The organism is Pseudomonas sp. xss_4 (assembly GCF_043104125.1).
In the GTDB taxonomy this organism is placed as follows: Bacteria; Pseudomonadota; Gammaproteobacteria; order Pseudomonadales; family Pseudomonadaceae; genus Aquipseudomonas; species Aquipseudomonas parafulva_B.
Map to the genome: position 1 here is coordinate 154,440 of NZ_JBICKJ010000090.1, position 19,202 is coordinate 173,641.

Consider the following 19,202-nt stretch of genomic DNA (forward strand, 5'->3'; position numbering starts at 1 on the left):
AGTTTGAGCCTGCGGCCGGCGTGCTGACAACCCCGGCGTGCTGTGCGATGCGCGGCCAAGTGACAGGCGCGGTCAATCACAGGATAATGCGCGCACTTTATATGGAGGTTCGCCTTGGGCGAACCAGCATTGGCCTTGGATGTACTAAGTCATCGTCTGGTGCCATCGATTGGCAGTCCGTGCTGACAACCCAGGAGTGTCTGGTTTGATCGTCTTTCGTTATCTATCCCGCGAGGTCCTGGTGACCTTGAGCGCCGTCAGCGCCGTGCTGCTGGTGATCATCATGAGCGGGCGCTTCATCAAATACCTGGCCCAGGCTGCACAGGGGGTGCTCGACCCTGGCGTCCTGTTCCTGATCATGGGGTTCCGCCTGCCGGGCTTCCTGCAACTGATCCTGCCGCTGGGGTTGTTCCTGGGTATTCTGCTGGCCTATGGCCGGCTGTACCTGGAAAGCGAAATGACCGTGCTGTCGGCCACCGGCATGAGCCAGCAGCGCCTGCTGGCCATGACTATGGCGCCTGCGGCACTGGTGGCGCTGCTGGTGGCCTGGTTGAGCCTGAGCCTGGCACCCCTGGGCGTGGCCCAGGTGCAGAAGATCATCAGCCAGCAGGATGCCCTGACCGAATTCGACACTTTGGTGCCGGGCCGCTTCCAGACCCTGCGCGATGGTTCGCGGGTGACCTACACCGAGCAGCTTTCCGATGACCGGGTAAACCTGGGCGGCGTGTTCATCTCGGAAAAACGCTTCAACCAGGACAAGACCAAGGACCGCGCCCCGTCGGTGCTGGTGGCCGAGCGCGGGCACCAGGAAATCCAGGCTGACGGCAACCGTTACCTGGTGCTCGAAAACGGCTACCGGTACGACGGCAACCCAGGCCAGGCCGACTACCGCGCCATCAAGTACGACACGTATGGCGTGTTGTTGCCCAAGCCTGAAGTCAGCGAGGAGGTCACCGAGCGCGAGGCGATCCCCACCACCGATCTGTTCGGTGCCCAGGATTTGCGAGAGCGCGCCGAACTGCAATGGCGCCTGTCCCTGCCGATCCTGGTGTTCATCGTGACCCTGCTTGCCGTGCCGCTGTCGCGGGCCAACCCCCGGCAGGGGCGGTTCCTCAAGCTGCTGCCAGCCATCCTCCTGTACATGGCGTACCTGACAATGCTGATTTCCGTGCGCGGTGCACTCGAGAAGGGCAAGTTGCCCATCGCCCTTGGCATGTGGTGGGTGCATGGGCTGTTCCTGCTCATCGGCTTGGGCCTGATGTACTGGGAACCCCTTCGCCTCAAGCGCGCAGCCCGTCGTGCGGAGGTGGCCCGTGGCTAAGCTCGATCGTTATATCGGCCAGAGCGTGCTGGTGGCTATCCTGGCTGTGCTGGGCATCATCCTGGGGCTGGCCTCGCTGTTTGCCTTCATCGACGAAATGGGCGACCTGAGCGATACCTACACGGTGCTCGAAGCAGGCAAGTATGTGCTACTTACCGCGCCGCGGCGGCTGTACGACATGCTGCCGATGGCGGCGCTGATCGGCTGCCTGATCGGCCTGGGTACGCTGGCCAGCAGCAGTGAGCTGACCATCATGCGCGCCGCTGGGGTGTCGATCGGTCGTATCGTCTGGGCGGTGATGAAACCGATGCTGGTGCTGATGCTGGTTGGTCTGCTGATCGGCGAATACGTGGCACCGGTCACCGAAAACAAAGCCCAGGCCGATCGCTCCCTGGCCCAGGGTGGCGGTGAAGCGCAAAGCTCCAAGCGTGGCATGTGGCACCGGCAGGGCGAGGAGTTCGTGCACATCAACTCCGTGCAGCCCAACGGCCTTCTGCTGGGTGTGACCCGCTACCGGTTCGACGACCAGCGCAAGATCATCAGCTCCAGCTTTGCGCGCCGGGCGCGTTACGAAAACGATCACTGGCTGCTGACCGATGTGCGCACCACACTGTTCCATGGCGACCGTACCGAAGTCGTGCAAAACCCTGAAGAACAATGGGATGTGTCGGTCACGCCGCAGTTGCTCAACACGGTGGTGCTGGCGCCTGAATCGCTGTCGATCACCGGCCTGTGGGACTACATCCACTACCTGTCCGACCAAGGGCTGAACAACGCCCGCTACTGGCTGGCCTTCTGGACCAAGGTCCTGCAACCGGCCATTACGGCAGCCCTGGTACTCATGGCCATTTCGTTCATTTTCGGGCCGCTGCGATCGGTGACGCTTGGCCAGCGTGTCTTCACCGGCGTGCTGGTGGGCTTCGTGTTCCGTATTGCCCAGGACCTGCTGGGCCCATCCAGCCAGGTGTTCGGCTTCCCGCCTTTGCTTGCGGTGGTGCTGCCAGCCGGCATCTGTGCTGTGGCAGGCTTGTGGTTGTTGCGCCGCGCTGGATAAACCCGCTGCGCAGCCGCATGGCTGCGTGCTTGACCCTAGGGGCCGCTATAGCGGCCCCTCGTGTTTCAGGGCCGCTGCCGCTTGAGTAGAGCGCTCATTTCTTCGGCTTGGGGACTCGAACCAGTTGGCTCTCGGAGTAGATGTCGTGCCAGCTGCGTTTGCGCTTGTCGACCAGGGCCCAGAAGAAACCCAGCCCCAGGCATAGCCACGAGGCGATGGAAACGACAAACCGCAACAGCGCCTGCCAGAGCGTGATGGGCGAGCCATCGGCGTTCTGCACACGCACGCCCCAGACCTGCATGCCTAGTGTTTGCCCGCCATGGGTCCAGAACTTGGCGAAGAAACCGAATAGCACGAACAGCAGCACCGTGGACAGCAAAGGGTCGCCGTCCAGCGCGCCTGCTTCGGTGAGTTCGCGCATACGCTGCTGGCCGATGATCGCCATCTGGACCATCTTGTAGAGGCCTGCGGTGACGATCAGCAAGGCCGTGCACAGCAAAAAATCATAGAACACCGCAGCCAGACGCCTGCCGAGGCCGACCGGAGGGAAATCACCTTGGGGATGCAGCACAGGCTTGGACATGCAGAATAGCTCCATCACGCAAAGCCGCCATTCTACGGGCAAAAAAAAGCCCCTGCACTGAGCAGGGGCTTTTTTGGGGGTAACAAGGCTTATTCAGCTACCTGTACCTTGTCAGCCTGCATACCTTTCTGGCCTTGTACGGCTTCAAAAGTAACTTTCTGGCCTTCTTTCAGGCTCTTGAAGCCGTTGCCTTCGATGGCGCGGAAGTGCACGAAAAGATCAGCACCGCTTTCTGGGGTGATGAAGCCGAAACCTTTTTCGTCATTGAACCACTTGACGGTACCGTTCTGACGCTGAGACATGGTCTTATTTCCTATGAAACTTAGGTTTGGATGACAGTTTTCTTTCGCTTTCAAACAAGCAAAAGAGTACTGGGCTGGGTTGCAGGAAAGTAAGAGACGTCGAACGGGTTGTAGCAGATTGCGGCTACTGGCCCAGGTCACGAACTGTTGCGACCCATGCAAACACAGTGCGTTGACTCTACGCCAACTACCGAGCGAAAAACAAGCCTTGCAGCGGGTGTAAAAGTGACTGTTTTACAACCCTTGGTCAAATCGCCGAAAAGTGCATGGCGCCTGGCCTGGCGCCATGTTCGCAGTGGCGCGCGCCACGTTCGTAAACGAAGATACCGAGCACTGCCACGTCGTCGATGAAACTGCCTTAACCGCGATAGTAACGGGGCGCTACGAACGGCGTTTTACTGACTTTCAAGGCCACCTTCTTACCGCGCACAAGGGCATATAAAAGCGTGTCCAGGGCGGCATGTTCGGTGTCGACATACCCCATCGCCACAGGGGCGCTGAGTGTGGGCCCAAAGCCGCCACTGCAGATGGTGCCGACCAGGGTACCTTCTGCATCGACAATCTCGGCGCCTTCGCGCACAGGTGTGCGTTCCTGGGGCAGCAAACCAACCCGCTTGCGTTTTACACCCTCACGTTGCTGGCCGAAGATGGCCTGCGCGCCCGGAAAGCCGCCGGCACGGGCACCATCGGCCCGACGTGGCTTGGACATTGCCCACACCAGGTTGGCTTGCACGGGCGAGGTGTCGCTGCTCATGTCATGGCCATACAGGCACAGGCCAGCTTCCAGGCGCAACGAGTCACGGGCCCCTAGGCCGATCGGCTGGACCTCTGGCTGCTTGAGCAGCTCCCTGGCGAGCGTCTCTGCGCCCGCCACCGGCACGGAGATCTCATAACCATCCTCCCCGGTGTAACCCGACCGACTGACCCAGCACGGATGGCCCAGTAACGTGACAGGACGCACCTGCATGAACGTCATGTCAGCCACTTCATGCGCCAGACGCTGCAGAACCTTGACCGCTGCCGGCCCTTGCAAGGCGAGCAGGGCACGCTGGTCGAACAGCGGCTGGACCTCGCAACGTTGGCCGATATGCCGCTGCAGATGCGCCAGGTCCTGATCCTTGCAGGCGGCGTTCACCACCAGCAGCAGTGTTTCGTCACCCAGATTGGCGACCATCAGGTCGTCGAGGATGCCCCCGTGTTCGTTGGTGAACATGGCATAGCGCTGCATGCCAACGGGCAGGTCGATGATGTCGACCGGTACCAGCGTTTCCAGGGCACTGGCAGCGTCGCGACCTTTGAGCAGAACTTGCCCCATGTGCGAGACGTCGAACAACCCGGCTTGTTCACGGGTGTGCAGGTGCTCTTTGAGCACGCCCAGAGGGTACTGCACCGGCATGTCGTAGCCCGCGAAGGGCACCATGCGCGCACCCAGTTCCAGGTGCAGGGCATGCAGTGGGGTTTTGAGCAGTGTTTCGGACATCGATGACTCCTTGCATGGGTTTCGGTCAATGTCCGGGGACATTGACCGCCAGGCGAATGACACACTCAGGATCCGGCGCTGTCAGACGTCCTGGTAGCTTTCGATCGACGGGCAGGCACAGACCAGGTTGCGGTCGCCAAAGACGTTGTCGACCCGGCTCACAGGCGGCCAGTACTTGCTTTGCACCAGGCCAGGCAGCGGGTAGACCGCTTGCTCGCGGGAGTAGCCATGGGCCCATTCGCCCACCAGTTCCGCTGCGGTGTGCGGCGCGTTCTTGAGCGGGTTGTCGTCCTTGTCCAGCGTGCCGTCCTCTACCGCGCGGATTTCCTCGCGGATCTGGATCATGGCTTCGCAGAACCTGTCCAGCTCTTCCCGGGATTCGCTTTCGGTCGGCTCGATCATCAGTGTGCCTGCCACCGGGAACGACATGGTCGGGGCATGGAAGCCGTAGTCGATCAGGCGCTTGGCCACGTCGTCGACGCTGATGCCACTGCTGTCCTTGAGCGGGCGCAGGTCCAGGATGCACTCATGGGCGACCAGGCCATTGCTGCCGGTGTACAGCACCGGGTAGTGCTCCTCCAGGCGGCGAGCGATGTAGTTGGCATTGAGGATGGCCATCTGCGAAGCCCGCTTGAGCCCCGCGCCCCCCATCATGCGAATGTACATCCAGGTGATCGGCAGGATGCTGGCGCTGCCGAAGGGTGCGGCGCATACCGCGCCTTCGGCAGTGCCCAGGGCGGCATGGCCCGGCAGGAAGGGCGCCAGGTGCGATTTCACGCCGATCGGCCCTACGCCCGGCCCACCGCCGCCATGGGGAATGCAGAAGGTCTTGTGCAGGTTCAGGTGCGACACATCGCCCCCGAACTTGCCCGGCGCGCACAGGCCGACCATGGCGTTCATGTTGGCGCCGTCGATGTAAACCTGGCCGCCGTTGTCGTGGACGATGGCGCAAATCTCGCCGATCGCTTCCTCGAACACCCCATGGGTGGACGGGTAGGTGATCATCAGCGCCGCCAGGCGTTCGCGGTGCTCGATGGCCTTGGCACGCAGGTCGGCGACGTCAACGTTGCCGCGCGCGTCGCAGGCCGTGACCACCACCTGCATGCCGGCCATGTTGGCCGTTGCCGGGTTGGTGCCATGGGCTGAAGAAGGGATCAGGCAGATATCGCGATGCCCTTCGTTACGGCTGCGATGATAGGCGCGGATCGCCAATAGGCCCGCGTACTCGCCCTGAGAACCGGCGTTGGGTTGCAGCGATACGGCATCGTAGCCCGTGGCTGCGCAGAGCATGGCCTCCAACTCCGACGTCAATTGCAAGTAGCCCTGGCTCTGCTGCGCTGGGGCGAAGGGGTGCAGGTTGCCGAATTCTGCCCAGGTGACCGGGATCATTTCGCTGGCCGCGTTGAGCTTCATGGTGCACGAGCCCAGCGGGATCATGCTGCGGTCCAGGGCCAGGTCCTTGTCGGCCAGCTTGCGCAGGTAGCGCATCAACTCCGTTTCGCTGTGGTAGCGGTTGAACACGGGGTGTTCGAGGAACGTCGAACGACGCAGCAAGGCCTCGGGCAGTAGTGTACCGCTGCTGGCGGCCAGCGCCTGGAAGTCAGGCTGCGTTTGACCAGCGCCGAACAGCTGCCACAGCGCCTGCACATCGGCCGGAGTGGTGGTTTCGTCCAGCGATACACCTACATGGCCGGCATCGACCTGGCGCAGGTTGATGCCTTGGGCGCGCGCTTTCTCGTGCAGGCTGAGGGTGGCATCGCCGGTAGCCAGGGTCAGGGTATCGAATGCCGTGTCGCTCACGACCGGCACAGCCATTGCCCGCAGGCCCTGTGCCAGGATGGCGGTCAGGCTGTGGGTACGTTGGGCAATGCGCTTGAGGCCTTCAGGGCCGTGATAGACGGCGAACATGCTGGCAATATTGGCAAGCAGCACCTGGGCGGTGCAGATGTTGCTGGTGGCCTTTTCGCGGCGAATGTGCTGCTCACGTGTCTGCATGGCCAAGCGCAGGGCCGTCTTGCCGAAGCGGTCTATCGACACGCCGACCAGGCGCCCTGGCATGTCGCGCTTGAAGGCATCGCGGGTCGCGAAGTAGGCCGCATGCGGCCCGCCGAAGCCCAGGGGCACACCAAAGCGCTGGGCGCTGCCGATGGCCACGTCGGCCTCGAACTCGCCAGGTGGGGTCAACAGAGTCAAGGCCAGCAGGTCTGCCGCCACGGCCACCAACGCATTGGCGTGATGGAACCGCTGCACCACCTCCCGGTAATCGAAGATACCACCGGTGCTGGCGGGGTACTGCAGCAAAGCGCCGAAGAATGGGCTGGCATCATCGAGCGCCTGCTCGTCGCCCACCAGCACCTCGATGCCCAAGGGCTCTGCGCGGGTACGCAGTACATCGAGGGTCTGCGGGTGGCAATGCATCGAGGCAAAGAAGCGGTTGCTGGCCTTGTTCTTCGACAGGCGCTTGCAGAACGTCATGGCTTCGGCAGCCGCCGTGGCTTCATCGAGCAGCGAAGCATTGGCGATCGGTAACCCTGTGAGGTCGCTGATCAGGGTCTGGAAATTGAGCAAGGCTTCCAGCCGGCCCTGGGAAATTTCTGGCTGGTAGGGCGTGTACGCGGTGTACCAGGCCGGGTTTTCCAGCAGATTGCGCAGGATGGGCGCGGGCGTGTGGGTGTTGTAGTAACCCTGGCCTATGTAACTTTTGAAAAGTTGGTTCTTGCCGGCGATGGCCTTCAGGGCGGCGAGCGCATCCGCTTCGCTGTGCCCATCGTCCGTGCCCAGCACGCTGGTACCCTTGATGCTGGCGGGGATGACGGCGTCGGTCATGGCCTCCAGTGAATCGAAGCCCAGAGTGGCGAGCATGGCCTGCTCGTCTTCGCTGCGTGGCCCGATGTGACGGGCAATGAACTCATTGGCAGTGCCGAGGTTGATCGTCATGGCGTGGTTCCTCAGGCGTCGTCGTTGGCGTTGAGCAGGCGGTCGTAGGCACCCTGGTCGAGCAGGGCGCTCACAGCGCTGGCGTCGGCAGGCTTGAAGCGGAAGAACCAGCCTTCGCCCAGCGGGTCCTCGTTGACCAGCTCGGGGCTATCTTCAAGCTGGGCGTTGACCTCAATCACTTCGCCGGCCAGCGGCATGTACACGCCGCTGGCAGCCTTGACCGACTCGACGGTGGACGCTTCGCTGCCTTTTTCATAGTGACGCAGCTCCGGCAGCTGCACGAACACCACATCGCCCAGTGCATTCTGGGCATAGGCGGTGATCCCTACGGTGACGCTGCCATCGGCTTCTACGCGCAGCCATTCGTGGTCGTCGGTGAAACGCAACTCGCTCATGAAAAATCCTCGTGGACCGGGTGGCACGATTAGGTTCGCGCTCTGGTGGGTTTTCAGTAAGCAATAAGGTGGCCAACTGTGCATGGACCCATGAAAGCGGGGGAGGGAGTGCTGGCTCGCTGATTACCGAATAGGCTTCTGTAACGAAATCGATACGCTCAAGTCTTGGTTATCCCTTTGGGCGCCGTTCATCTCTCAGCGCGGCGTGGGATGGGCGGTGTACCGTTTTCGATACGGTGTATTGAATTTGATACGGCTGATTTCCTATTCCAACTTGAGAAATGCATGACGCTGCACAGCAATAGTCAAACATTAAATCTGGCAAACAATAACCAGAGTTCCCTGACGGGGTCGACAACGTTTTAGCAGGATCTACTTCCTGTATAACTTTAGTTGTCGGGAACTTTGACCCTCTCATTGCCCGCATGGATCGCCTGTACGGTTCACGCGTGATCCTCTACATGCCTGAGTGACAAATCAGGCGGATCGCTCATGACGACCGTCAGGCATATTCATGATGCCTGGCTTGTTTGTAAGCTTGATTAAGGATGATGTATGACACGCAAGCGCAGGCAAGTTGAATTGCCTCCTACCTATGTGGGAGGTACACCCTCAGGGCCCAATCTTCTTCCTCCCGGCTATTCAGGGCCATTGTTTCCCGCCGACCAGTATCACCCAGGCAGTACAATAATTGAACATTTCCGGTATGTGATAAACAGTGAACCGCAGATTCTGGAAACTGTAAATGACCATGCCAGTGCAGTATTTACCCAAGCGCTGGGACGTGTGGCTCAAACCCTCGAGCATGATGTCGCTTTGGTAAAACAGACGCTAGGGCCGCCACCCGCGTCTACCGCCGGCATGCTCGCACACGACATTGCCGCGCGTAACCTGTTGATCGCGCGTAAAGTTGAAGACCGTCATGTTCAGACTGAAGTAGCAGACCGATATTTTGGATCGACGCCACTGGGCAAGACGCGAAAAGACTATATCGACGCCACCTACAGATGGTTTGAAAAAGGTGTCGTGCGAAAGGACGATTTGCGCACGCTGATCCAGGAATCGTTCACGGCTGCCTATCAAACGCAACTGCGCGATGCCGAAATTCAAATGCTCCAGGGTCAAATCGGCGCATTGCAGCACGCGCTTGCACAAGCCGAGGCGCAGGCGCTCGCTGACGCGCAGGCGCAGCGGATAGCCGAGGCTCAGGCACGCGCCCAGGCTGAGGCACAGGCACGTGCCGAGGCTCAAGCACGGGCACGTGCTGAGGCCCAAGCCCAGGCACGCGCTCAGGAGCAGGCCCTCAAACAAGCACAGGCCCTGGCAAAAGCAAAAGCCGAGGCCGAGGCTATTGCGCGTGAAGCCGCCGCCAAAGCCGCCGCTGAAAAAACCCTGGCCGAGCAAACCCTCAAACAGGCCAATACCTACCCAGTGCCGCTGGCCATCGCAAAGGCACAGGCGCATCTCAGCCTGTCCGCTGGCGCTACGCCGGTTAGCCTCGCTGCTGGCGTTTCGCTTGGAGCCGCTGTACGCGGTGCCATCTGCGCGTTGAACGCCGCCTCGTTGGAAGCGGTTGCCACCCCGTTCCTGATCGGCATTGCCGCACTGTTGCATGCGCCCAAGCTGGGTAATGGGGAGCGCAAGGCAAAGGTGTTGCCGCTTGGCAACTATCTGCTGAGTGTGCCCCTGACCGAATTGTCGATCGAGCTTGATTCCGCCGCTCAAACGCAGGCGGTCGAGCGGGCAGTGATCGACCTGCCGTTGCGCATGGGCGAGGTGCAGACGCTGGGCGGGCCAATCGAACTGTTCGTGGCCAATACCGATGGCCAGGTGATCCCTTCTGCAGTGCCCGTATTGAAGGCCGCTTACGACGCCCAGAGCGGTCAGTACACGGTCGTCACCGACGATGTGCCGCCCAGAACCCTGACCTGGACACCGGCGATCGAACCGACAGACAGTTCGACAAGCCTGCCACCTGCACCGCCGTCTCCTACCCACCTCATTGGCCCCATCCTCGAACCCCTTCAAGGGCGGTTGGACACGTATCCGGACTTGCCGGACTTAGGGTTCGATGACGTTGTCATCATATTCCCAAGCGACTCCGGGCTGCCACCGCTCTACGTGATGTTCAAGAGCCGTCGGAACATGCCGGGGGTGGTGAAAGGTAAAGGACAGCTGATCACAGGCACCTTTTTGACGGCGGGGAACCGCGAGGGGGTGCCGATTCCGCAGCAAGTTGCCAGTAAATTGAGGGGTAAGAAGTTTAGCAGTTGGGCGGCGTTCAGGCGTCGCCTGTGGCAGACTATTGGAAGAAGCCCGTTGTTCGAGAGCGAGTTTACGCCAGCTGAATTGTTAAGTATGCGCAGGGGGCTTGCGCCGTTGGCAGAACTTGACGAGCGAGTTGGAAAAAAGATCAAATATGAAATTCACCATGTGAAACGTATTGCTGATGGCAGAGATGTGTATGACATTGACAACCTGAGAATAGTATCACCAAAATTCCATCAGTCCCTGCATAAGCGGAATCGAAACGATGCCTAAAGAAATAAGTGATTATACTGAGCGAGAATTTTTTCAATTGGTGTATGCCTTATATCACAGTGACCCTCAGTACTTCCCTAATGACAGGGAGCATACTCGTGGCGTACTTGAATTTGAACGCCTTGTCCAGCACCCCGCAAAATCAAATCTGATTTACCGCCCACACAGGGTCGGGATTGAATCCTCCCCTAAAGCGGTAGTTGACGAAGTGAAACGGTGGCGCGCTGAGCAGGGGCTTCCAGGTTTCAAGCCATCCTGAATCCAAAACAGACGACTCCCGCAGCTCATCGTGCGGGAGTCTTTCAGCTTACCGGTTCGGCAACGCCATCACAGGTTCATTATTGAAAAAACGGCAGCGCCAGATACACCTTGATCACCACCACATTGATCAAGTCAATGAAGAACGCCCCCACCATCGGCACCACCAGAAATGCCACGTGCGAAGGCCCGAACCGCTGGGTCACCGCTTGCATGTTCGCGATTGCGGTAGGCGTTGCACCCAGTCCGAAGCCGCAATGGCCGGCGGACAGGACAGCCGCGTCGTAGGTGCGGCCCATGACCCGGAAGGTGATGAAGATGGCAAACAGCGCCATCAGCAGGGTCTGCGCCGCCAGCAGCACAAAGAAAGGCAGTGCCAGTGCAGCCAGGTCCCACAGTTTCAACGACATCAACGCAATGGCCAGAAACAACGACAGGCTCACATTGCCCAGTACCGACACTTCCCGCTCGAACACCTGATAAAAGCCGAAGGCTGACAGGCCATTGCGCAGCAGTACGCCCACGAACAATACGCAGACGAAGTTTGGCAACTCGAAGGCAGTGCCCTTGAGCAGCTCATTTAGCACGGTACCGGTCAACAGGCTCACTGCAATCAGGGCAAGCGTCTCGATCACGGAAAACGAGGTGATCAGGCGTTCTTTCTCCGGCTGCTCGAAGCCTGAGGGCAACTGAGGCGTGTTATTAGCCAAGCCAGGGGTCGCGACCCGCTTGATCAGTAGGCGGGCCACGGGACCGCCAATCAAGCCGCCCAAGACCAGCCCGAACGTGGCGGAGGCCAATGCCAGCTCCGAGGCCGAGGCCAGGCCGAACTTTTCAGTGAAGGTGGCGCCCCACGCAGCACCGGTGCCATGGCCTCCCGACAGGGTGATCGAGCCGGCCAGCAGACCCATCAACGGGTCCAACCCCAGCGCCGTGGCCAGACCGATGCCCAAGGCGTTCTGCACCACCAGCAGGCCGGTCACCACCGCCAGGAACAGGACCACCGCACGCCCACCTTTTTTCAGGCTGGCAAAATCGGCGTTCAGGCCGATGGTGGCGAAGAATGCCAGCATCAAAGGTGTCTGCAGGGAGGTGTCGAAGTGAACTTGCACATCGAAGGTGCGCAGCACCAGCAGGGCAATCGCGACCACCAGGCCACCGGCGACCGGTTCAGGGATGTTGTAGGCACGCAGAAAACCTATGCGTGCGACCAGACCGCGACCTAGCAGCAGCACCAGGGAAGCGGCCACCAGCGTGCCGTAAAAATCGAGTTCGAACATCAGGTACTCTCGTTGAATCCATAACGGACCGCTGACCGCTCTGGGGCGGTCTGGCGGGGTGACAGGCAGGATTGCACTGGCACCATTCTACGAGGCGTGACGAAAGACGTATCCGGGGAACGCCTAGGAAAAGTCTGCTAAAACAGAGGGAATTGTCGTCAACCTCAGGTTTTTCCAGGAATTCCGTATTTGCGCAGGCGTTGGGCAATGGCGGTATGTGAGGTCTGCAGCCGGGCCGCCAGCAATCGGGTCGAGGGGTAGCTGGTATACAGCCGTTGCAACAGCTCACGCTCGAAATCACCCACGGCCTGTTCCAGGCTGGCCACGTCGCCCTCATGGGTGCGACTGACAGACGTGCCAGCGATGTCCAAATCGCCGATGTCCACCAGGTTGCTTTCGCAGATAGCGGCGGCGCGAAAGATCACGTTCTGCAATTGCCGCACATTGCCCGGCCAAGGGTTAGCCAGCATGGCGCTGTGGGTGGCGGAGGTGAGCCTGCAGGCAGGCCGCTGGATCTGTGTGCAGGCCTGCTGCATGAAGAAGTGCGCGAGCATCAGGATGTCCTGGCCGCGGTCACGCAGGGGAGGGACTTGCAGGTTCAACACATTGAGGCGGTAGAACAGGTCCTCGCGGAACGTGCCCTCGGCCACCATCTGCTCCAGGTTACGGTGGGTCGCGCTGATGATACGCACGTTGACCTTCACTTCCCGGTCGCCCCCCACGCGGCGGAAACTCCCGTCACTGAGAAAACGCAGCAGCTTGGCTTGCAGGTAGGGGGACATCTCGCCGATCTCATCGAGAAACACCGTGCCCTGGTTGGCCAGCTCCATCAGCCCTGGCTTGCCGCCGCGCTGAGCGCCAGTGAAGGCGCCTGGTGCATAACCGAACAGTTCGCTCTCGGCCAGGCTTTCAGGCAAGGCAGCGCAGTTCAGGGCCAGAAAGGGGGCCGCGTGACGGCTGCTGATCGCGTGGCAGGCGCGGGCCACCAGTTCCTTGCCGGTGCCGGTCTCGCCATGCACCAACAGCGGTGCATCCAGGGTGGCCACGCGCAAGCCCCGAGCCTTCAGGGTACGGATGGCGGGTGATTCGCCCAACAGGGCGTCGAAACCCTCGGCATGATCGTGGCGCAGGGCTGATAGCCGCTCACCCAATCGCGTGGGCGGGTAAAGTGTCAGCAGGCCGCCGGTGTGGGTGATTGGCATGGCGTCGAGCAGCAGGCTCTGGCCATTGAGCTGCATTTCGCGCATGGGCAGGTGAAAGTTGCTGTCGAGCAACGCTTGCAGCAGGCCCGGGTCGCCAAACAACTCGCCTACGCAGCGCCCGGCCGACTCCCGACCACACAACGCCACCAGCGCAGGGTTGGCCAGCAACACCTTGCCGGCCCTGTCCACCGCCAGCACTGGGTCGCTCATGGCGGCCAGCAGTGCATCGAGCTGCAGGTGACGACGTTGCCCCGGCAGGATGTCGACCACCTCCACTGCCTTCACACCCTGTACGTCGAACAAGGCGTCATGCAGCTCTTCCAGCACGGCGGGGCTGAGGGTCGGTGCGTCGATGTAGACGTTCGGCGGCACCATCTCCACGGCATCGAGGTTGAGGTTGCGCGCACCGAGCAGCGCCAGGACTTCCTGAGTGATGCCGACGCGGTCGATGAAGCTGACATGGATACGCATGGGGCAATACGAAATGGCCGGGTAGGGCGCTAGTATGCCTCAAGCGGATCCTGCTCGTGACGGGTCGCGTCCTACTCCAGATGCTCAGGCTTGATGGGGTCACCGGACTTCACGTCCAGCTTGGCGCGGATGTCCTCGAACATCCAGTCGTAGATCCTGTGGGGTGAAGCCAGGCTTTCGAATTTCTTCGGTGGGGCCAGGTAAGCCTGGGCGCGGCGACTCAGTTGCATCAGAAAACTGGGCAGCACCTGATCCTTGGGCAGAAAGAAAGCCTCGTCGACAGGCTTGCCCTCGATACTGCCCCTCATGCGGAACTGAATGCCCCTGCCCTCACGGGGGTCGGTAAAGGCCTCGTAGTCCACCTTGAGGTCATAGCTGTGGTCACTGCTGTTGAGCGCAGTGCGCTCGATGTGGACGTAACCGGGTTCATATTTGGCCATGGGCTCTCCTGTATGAGATTGGGCGGGCACATGGCCCGCCGACGGTATTCAACGGTAGCTGATCCCAGGGGCAGCGGTCGAAACCCGCGTGCCGGCGGTACCGGTCACGATGCGCTCGATATTGGCCAGCGAGCTGATCACCGCCACCTTGCCCGTGTGCCGGGCAAAGTCGCTGGCCGCCTGCACCTTGGGCCCCATCGAACCTGCCGCGAAACCTAGCGTGTCCAGCTCGTCAGGGTGGGCCTGGGCGATGGCGCGTTGGGTCGGCTTGCCAAAATCGATGTACGCCGCCTCCACATCGGTGGCAATGATCAGCAGGTCGGCCTCGAGCTGTTCGGCCAGCAGTGCAGAGCACAGGTCCTTGTCGATCACCGCCTCGATACCCTTGAGCTTACGGTGTTCATCGTAGAGGGTCGGGATGCCGCCGCCGCCGGCACAGATCACGATGCTGCCCTTTTCGAGCAGCCATTTGATAGGGCGGATTTCGAAGATGCGTTTGGGCCTGGGGCTTGCCACCACCCGGCGGTATTTGTCCCCGTCAGGCTTGACCACCCAGCCCTTTTCAGCGGCCAGGCGCTGGGCTTCATCCTTGCTGTAGACCGGGCCGATGAACTTGCTCGGGTCCTTGAACGCAGGGTCCTCGGCGTCCACTTCGACCTGGGTCAGCAGGGTGGCAAACGGCACGCCGACGTCCAGCAGGTTGCCCAGTTCCTGCTCGATCATGTAGCCGATCATGCCCTCGGTTTCGGCGCCCAACACGTCCAGCGGATAGGCCTCGTCGGGCTTGTACGACAGCCCTTGCAAGGCCAGCAGGCCCACTTGCGGGCCATTGCCATGGGCGATTACCAGCTCGTTACCGGGGTGGATCTTGGCAATCTGCTCGGCAGCGGTACGAATGTTGGCGCGCTGGTTTTGCGCGGTCATGGGCTCGCCACGGCGCAGCAGGGCATTGCCGCCTAGTGCAACAACGATACGCATGGAGAATGTCCTTTATCGAAAGTCGTGAGCGGCTGCAGGACGGCTAATGCGGCCCGCTAACAGCCGCAATGCCAAAGCAGGCGGCGATCTACAGATCGGCCAGTGTCGACACCAGAATCGCCTTGATCGTGTGCATGCGGTTTTCCGCTTGCTCGAACGCAATGCAGGCCGGGGACTCGAACACGTCATCGGTCACTTCGATGCCGTTAGTGAGGTCCGGGTACTGCTCGGCGATCTGCTTGCCCACCTTGGTTTCGCAGTTGTGAAACGCCGGCAGGCAGTGCATGAACTTGGTCCTGGGGTTGCCGCTGGCCTTCATCAGCTCGGCGTTGACCTGGTAGGGCTTGAGCAGCTTGATGCGTTCGCCCCAGGCTTCGATGGGTTCGCCCATCGATACCCACACGTCGGTATGAATGAAGTCCACGCCCTTGACGGCGGCCTTGGCATCTTCGGTGAGGGTGATGCGGGCACCGCTTTGCTCGGCGTACTGCTTGCAACGTTGCACCAGGTCATCGTGGGGCCAGAGGTCCTTGGGCGCAGCGATGCGCACGTCCATGCCCAGCTTGGCGCCGATCAATAGCAGCGAGTTGCCCATGTTGTTGCGCGCATCGCCCAGGTAGGCGTAGCTGATGTCATGCAGCGGCTTGTCGCTGTGTTCGCGCATGGTCAACACGTCGGCAATCATCTGGGTAGGGTGATATTCATCCGTCAGGCCATTGAATACTGGCACGCCGGCATACTTGGCCAGTTCTTCGACGATTTCCTGCTTGAAGCCGCGGTATTCGATTGCGTCGTACATGCGCCCGAGCACGCGAGCGGTGTCCTTCATGCTTTCCTTGTGGCCGATCTGCGAGGAGTTCGGGTCGATGTAGGTGACGTTGGCGCCTTGGTCGTAAGCGGCCACTTCGAAAGCACAACGGGTACGCGTGGAGGTTTTTTCAAAGATCAGCGCAATGTTGTTGCCCTTGAGATGCTGCTGTTCGGTGCCGGTGTACTTGGCCCGCTTGAGGTCGCGGGACAGGTCCAGCAGGTAACGCAGCTCACGGGTGCTGTGGTGTTCCAGGCTGAGCAGGTTGCGGTTGTGGATGTTGAACGCCATGACTTTTCTCCTGGGTGTGGTGAACGCCGGGCCGCTACCGGGTAGGGGCGGCTTGGTTGATGGACGTCAGTAATCGATGGGGTCGCGAACGATAGGGCAGGTCATGCAGTGGCCTCCGCCGCGGCCGCGGCCCAGTTCGCCAGCACTGATGGTGATCACTTCGACCCCGGCCTTGCGCAGCAAGGTATTGGTGTAGGTGTTGCGGTCGTAACCAATGACCACGCCTGGCTCCAGCGCCACCACGTTGTTGCCGTCATCCCATTGCTCGCGTTCGGCGGCAAAGCTGTTGCCGCCGGTTTCGACCACCCGCAGGCGCACACCCAGCTGTTCGCCCACAACCTCGATGAACGACTTGTGCTCGCGGCGCACGTCCATGCCATAGGGCCGGCTTTCGTCGGGCTGGATGATGAACGGTACGATCTCGCTGACCACCTCGGGGAAGACCGTGACCAGGTCGCGGTCGCAGAAGCTGAACACGGTGTCCAGGTGCATGGCGGCGCGGGACTTGGGCAAGCCGGCGACGATGACCTTGTGCACGGCGCCCTTGGCGAACAGGCTCTGTGCCAACTGGCCGATGGCCTGGCGAGAGGTGCGCTCGCCCATGCCGATCAGCACGATGCCGTTGCCGATGGGCATGACATCACCGCCTTCGAGGGTGGACTGACCATGGTCCTTGTCCGGGTCCCCGTACCAGACCTGGAAGTCGGCGCCTGTGAACTGCGGGTGGAACGTGTAGATGGCGGTGGTGAGCAGCGTTTCCTGGCGCCGTGCCGGCCAGTACATGGGGTTGAGCGTAACGCCCCCGTAGATCCAGCAGGTGGTGTCGCGGGTGAATTGGGTATTGGGCAACGGTGGCAGGATGAAACTCGAATGGCCCAGGTAGTCGTTGTACATCTTGACCACTTCGGCGCCTTCGCTTTGCGGCAGATCCTGGCCAGCCACACCGCCAATCAAAAATTCAGCCAGATGACGCGGCTCCATGCCTTCGAGCCAACTGCGCACCTCATTGGTCAGGCCTACCCCGACGGTGTCGGGGGTGATCTTGCGGTCCAGTATCCATTTGAGCGCTTCGGGTTGCTGCACGATGTCGGTCAGCAGGTTGTGCATTTCCAGCACATCGACACCCCGCTCGCGCATCTTGGTGACGAAATCGAAGTGGTCACGCTTGGCCTGATCCACCCAGATCACATCGTCAAACAACAGCTCGTCGCAGTTGGTCGGGGTCAGGCGCTTGTGCGCAAGGCCCGGCGCGCACACCATGACCTTGCGCAGCTTGCCGGCTTCGGAATGCACACCGTATTTCTGTTTTTCAGCGGACATGGTTTGAATCCTCCATTGAGTCGAAGAGGGATCACAGCGTCAGGAAGCCGTCGTACAGGCCGAAGGCTGCCACCAGGGCACCGACGACCACGGCTGCGAAAATCAGTTTTTCCACGGGGGTGAAGACGGGTTGGCCCACTTCACGCTTGGCCTTTGCAAACAGGATGGCGCCAGGGGCATACAGCAGCGCCGAGAGCAGCAGGTATTTCACTCCGCCGGCATACAGCAGCCAGATGGCATAGAGCAGGGCGACGCTGCCGATGAACAGGTCCTTGCGGCGTTCGGCCAGCGCTTGTTGGTAGGTTTCACTGCGCACCGCCAGCAACACGGCGTAGGCCGCCGACCACAGGTAGGGCACCAGGATCATCGAAGTGGCCAGGTAGATCAGCGACAGGTAGGTACTGTTGGAGAACAGCGTGATCACCAGGAAGATCTGCACCATGGCGTTGGTCAGCCACAAGGCGTTGGCAGGCACCTGGTTGGCGTTCTCGCGGCGCAGGAAGGCCGGCATGGTGTGGTCCTTGGCAGCGGCGAACATGATCTCGGCGCACAACAGCACCCAGGACAGCAGCGCACCGAGCAGCGAGATGATCAGGCCGACGCTGATCAGCACGGCGCCCCAGTGGCCGACCACGTGCTCGAGCACGGCCGCCATCGAGGGGTTCTGCAACCCTGCCAGTTCAGGCTGGGTCATGATGCCCAGCGACAGCACATTGACCAGCACCAGGAACAACAGCACGGTGATGAAGCCGATGACGGTGGCCTTGCCCACATCGGAGCGTTTTTCCGCACGGGATGAGAAGATGCTCGCGCCTTCGATGCCGATGAACACCCACACCGTCACCAGCATCATGTTGCGCACCTGATTCATCACGCCGCCCAGTTCAGGTGTACCGGTGCCCCATATATCGGCGGTGAAGACGTCCAGCCGGAAGGCGAACAGGCAGATCAGCGCGAACAGCACCAACGGCACCACCTTGGCCACCGTGGTAACCAGGTTGATGAACGCCGCTTCACGGATGCCTCGCAGCACCAGAAAATGCACTGCCCACAGCAGGATCGAGGCGCCGATGATCGCGGCCGGCGTGTTGCCCTCGCCAAATACCGGGAAGAAGTAGCCCAGGGTACTGAACAACAGCACGAAATAGCCGACGTTCCCCAGCCAGGCACTGATCCAGTACCCCCAGGCCGAAGAAAAGCCCATGTAATCGCCGAAACCGGCCTTGGCATACGCATAGACTCCGCCGTCAAGGTCAGGCTTGCGGTTGGCCAGCGTCTGGAATACGAAAGCCAGGGTCAGCATGCCCACGGCGGTGATAGCCCAGCCAATCAACACTGCGCCTACGCCGGCGCTGGCGGCCATGTTTTGCGGAAGGGAAAAGATGCCGCCACCGATCATCGAGCCGACGACCAGCGCAACTAACGCACCGAGTTTTAGTTTTGCGGGAGAATCAGACATTTAACAACTCCTGCCAGGAGGAAGTTGGCCACAGATTAAATCTGATGCCGTGGCCATACGCTGATATGGATCAGTGCATTGC

The 19,202-nt window shown here is 60.9% G+C and carries 16 protein-coding genes; 4 read left to right on the forward strand and 12 right to left on the reverse strand.

Annotated elements, in window-relative coordinates; genetic code table 11:
* The first annotated feature begins 205 nt into the window (after positions 1-205).
* Complete coding sequence (gene lptF, locus ACF8GB_RS19845; RefSeq protein WP_058604428.1) at positions 206-1,321, forward strand: LPS export ABC transporter permease LptF; 1,116 nt, start codon at positions 206-208, stop codon at positions 1,319-1,321.
* Entirely contained in the window at positions 1,314-2,375 is a 1,062-nt protein-coding gene (gene lptG, locus ACF8GB_RS19850) for an LPS export ABC transporter permease LptG (RefSeq protein ID WP_023533306.1), read from the forward strand. Before lptF ends, lptG begins: the two co-directional genes overlap by 8 nt.
* 94 nt (positions 2,376-2,469) lie before the next feature.
* On the opposite strand, the gene ACF8GB_RS19855 is transcribed toward lptG, so the two are convergent.
* The 5 genes from ACF8GB_RS19855 to gcvH form a co-directional block, all read right to left on the reverse strand.
* Entirely contained in the window at positions 2,470-2,958 is a 489-nt protein-coding gene (locus ACF8GB_RS19855) for an RDD family protein (RefSeq protein WP_058637520.1), read from the reverse strand.
* Positions 2,959-3,047: 89 nt separating this feature from the next.
* Positions 3,048-3,260, reverse strand: coding sequence for a cold-shock protein (locus ACF8GB_RS19860; RefSeq protein ID WP_058637521.1), 213 nt, complete (start codon positions 3,258-3,260; stop codon positions 3,048-3,050).
* A gap of 358 nt (positions 3,261-3,618) precedes the next feature.
* Entirely contained in the window at positions 3,619-4,740 is a 1,122-nt protein-coding gene (gene gcvT, locus ACF8GB_RS19865) for a glycine cleavage system aminomethyltransferase GcvT (protein WP_196126950.1), read from the reverse strand.
* Between the two features lie 81 nt (positions 4,741-4,821).
* Complete coding sequence (gene gcvP, locus ACF8GB_RS19870) at positions 4,822-7,677, reverse strand: aminomethyl-transferring glycine dehydrogenase (protein ID WP_196124868.1); 2,856 nt, start codon at positions 7,675-7,677, stop codon at positions 4,822-4,824.
* Between the two features lie 11 nt (positions 7,678-7,688).
* Entirely contained in the window at positions 7,689-8,072 is a 384-nt protein-coding gene (gene gcvH / locus ACF8GB_RS19875; RefSeq protein WP_058637524.1) for a glycine cleavage system protein GcvH, read from the reverse strand.
* Positions 8,073-8,627: 555 nt separating this feature from the next.
* On the opposite strand from gcvH, the gene ACF8GB_RS19880 reads away from it, so the two are divergent.
* Positions 8,628-10,613, forward strand: a complete 1,986-nt coding sequence (locus ACF8GB_RS19880) for an S-type pyocin domain-containing protein (protein ID WP_392527506.1) — start codon at positions 8,628-8,630, stop codon at positions 10,611-10,613.
* Positions 10,606-10,872, forward strand: coding sequence for a bacteriocin immunity protein (locus tag ACF8GB_RS19885; protein WP_078479038.1), 267 nt, complete (start codon positions 10,606-10,608; stop codon positions 10,870-10,872). Before ACF8GB_RS19880 ends, ACF8GB_RS19885 begins: the two co-directional genes overlap by 8 nt.
* 79 nt (positions 10,873-10,951) lie before the next feature.
* Here ACF8GB_RS19885 and gltS read toward each other — a convergent pair whose 3' ends face one another.
* The 7 genes from gltS to arcD all read right to left on the reverse strand — a co-directional run bounded on the left by gltS (position 10,952) and on the right by arcD (position 19,120).
* On the reverse strand, positions 10,952-12,151 hold the full coding sequence (gene gltS, locus ACF8GB_RS19890; RefSeq protein WP_078479037.1) for a sodium/glutamate symporter: 1,200 nt from the start codon (positions 12,149-12,151) through the stop codon (positions 10,952-10,954).
* Between the two features lie 164 nt (positions 12,152-12,315).
* On the reverse strand, positions 12,316-13,824 hold the full coding sequence (locus ACF8GB_RS19895) for a sigma-54-dependent transcriptional regulator (RefSeq protein ID WP_326384299.1): 1,509 nt from the start codon (positions 13,822-13,824) through the stop codon (positions 12,316-12,318).
* A gap of 71 nt (positions 13,825-13,895) precedes the next feature.
* Positions 13,896-14,264 carry a DUF5064 family protein gene (locus ACF8GB_RS19900; protein WP_392527507.1) on the reverse strand — a complete coding sequence of 123 codons (369 nt, stop codon included), beginning with the start codon at positions 14,262-14,264 and terminating at the stop codon, positions 13,896-13,898.
* 48 nt (positions 14,265-14,312) lie between these two features.
* Complete coding sequence (gene arcC, locus ACF8GB_RS19905; protein WP_078479035.1) at positions 14,313-15,242, reverse strand: carbamate kinase; 930 nt, start codon at positions 15,240-15,242, stop codon at positions 14,313-14,315.
* Between the two features lie 88 nt (positions 15,243-15,330).
* Complete coding sequence (locus ACF8GB_RS19910) at positions 15,331-16,341, reverse strand: ornithine carbamoyltransferase (RefSeq protein WP_058604437.1); 1,011 nt, start codon at positions 16,339-16,341, stop codon at positions 15,331-15,333.
* Between the two features lie 66 nt (positions 16,342-16,407).
* The gene (gene arcA, locus ACF8GB_RS19915; RefSeq protein WP_058604438.1) at positions 16,408-17,661 is read right to left on the reverse strand and encodes an arginine deiminase; all 1,254 of its coding nucleotides are present in this window, start codon (positions 17,659-17,661) and stop codon (positions 16,408-16,410) included.
* A 31-nt stretch (positions 17,662-17,692) separates the two neighbouring features.
* On the reverse strand, positions 17,693-19,120 hold the full coding sequence (gene arcD, locus ACF8GB_RS19920) for an arginine-ornithine antiporter (RefSeq protein ID WP_058637529.1): 1,428 nt from the start codon (positions 19,118-19,120) through the stop codon (positions 17,693-17,695).
* Positions 19,121-19,202 lie beyond the last annotated feature (82 nt).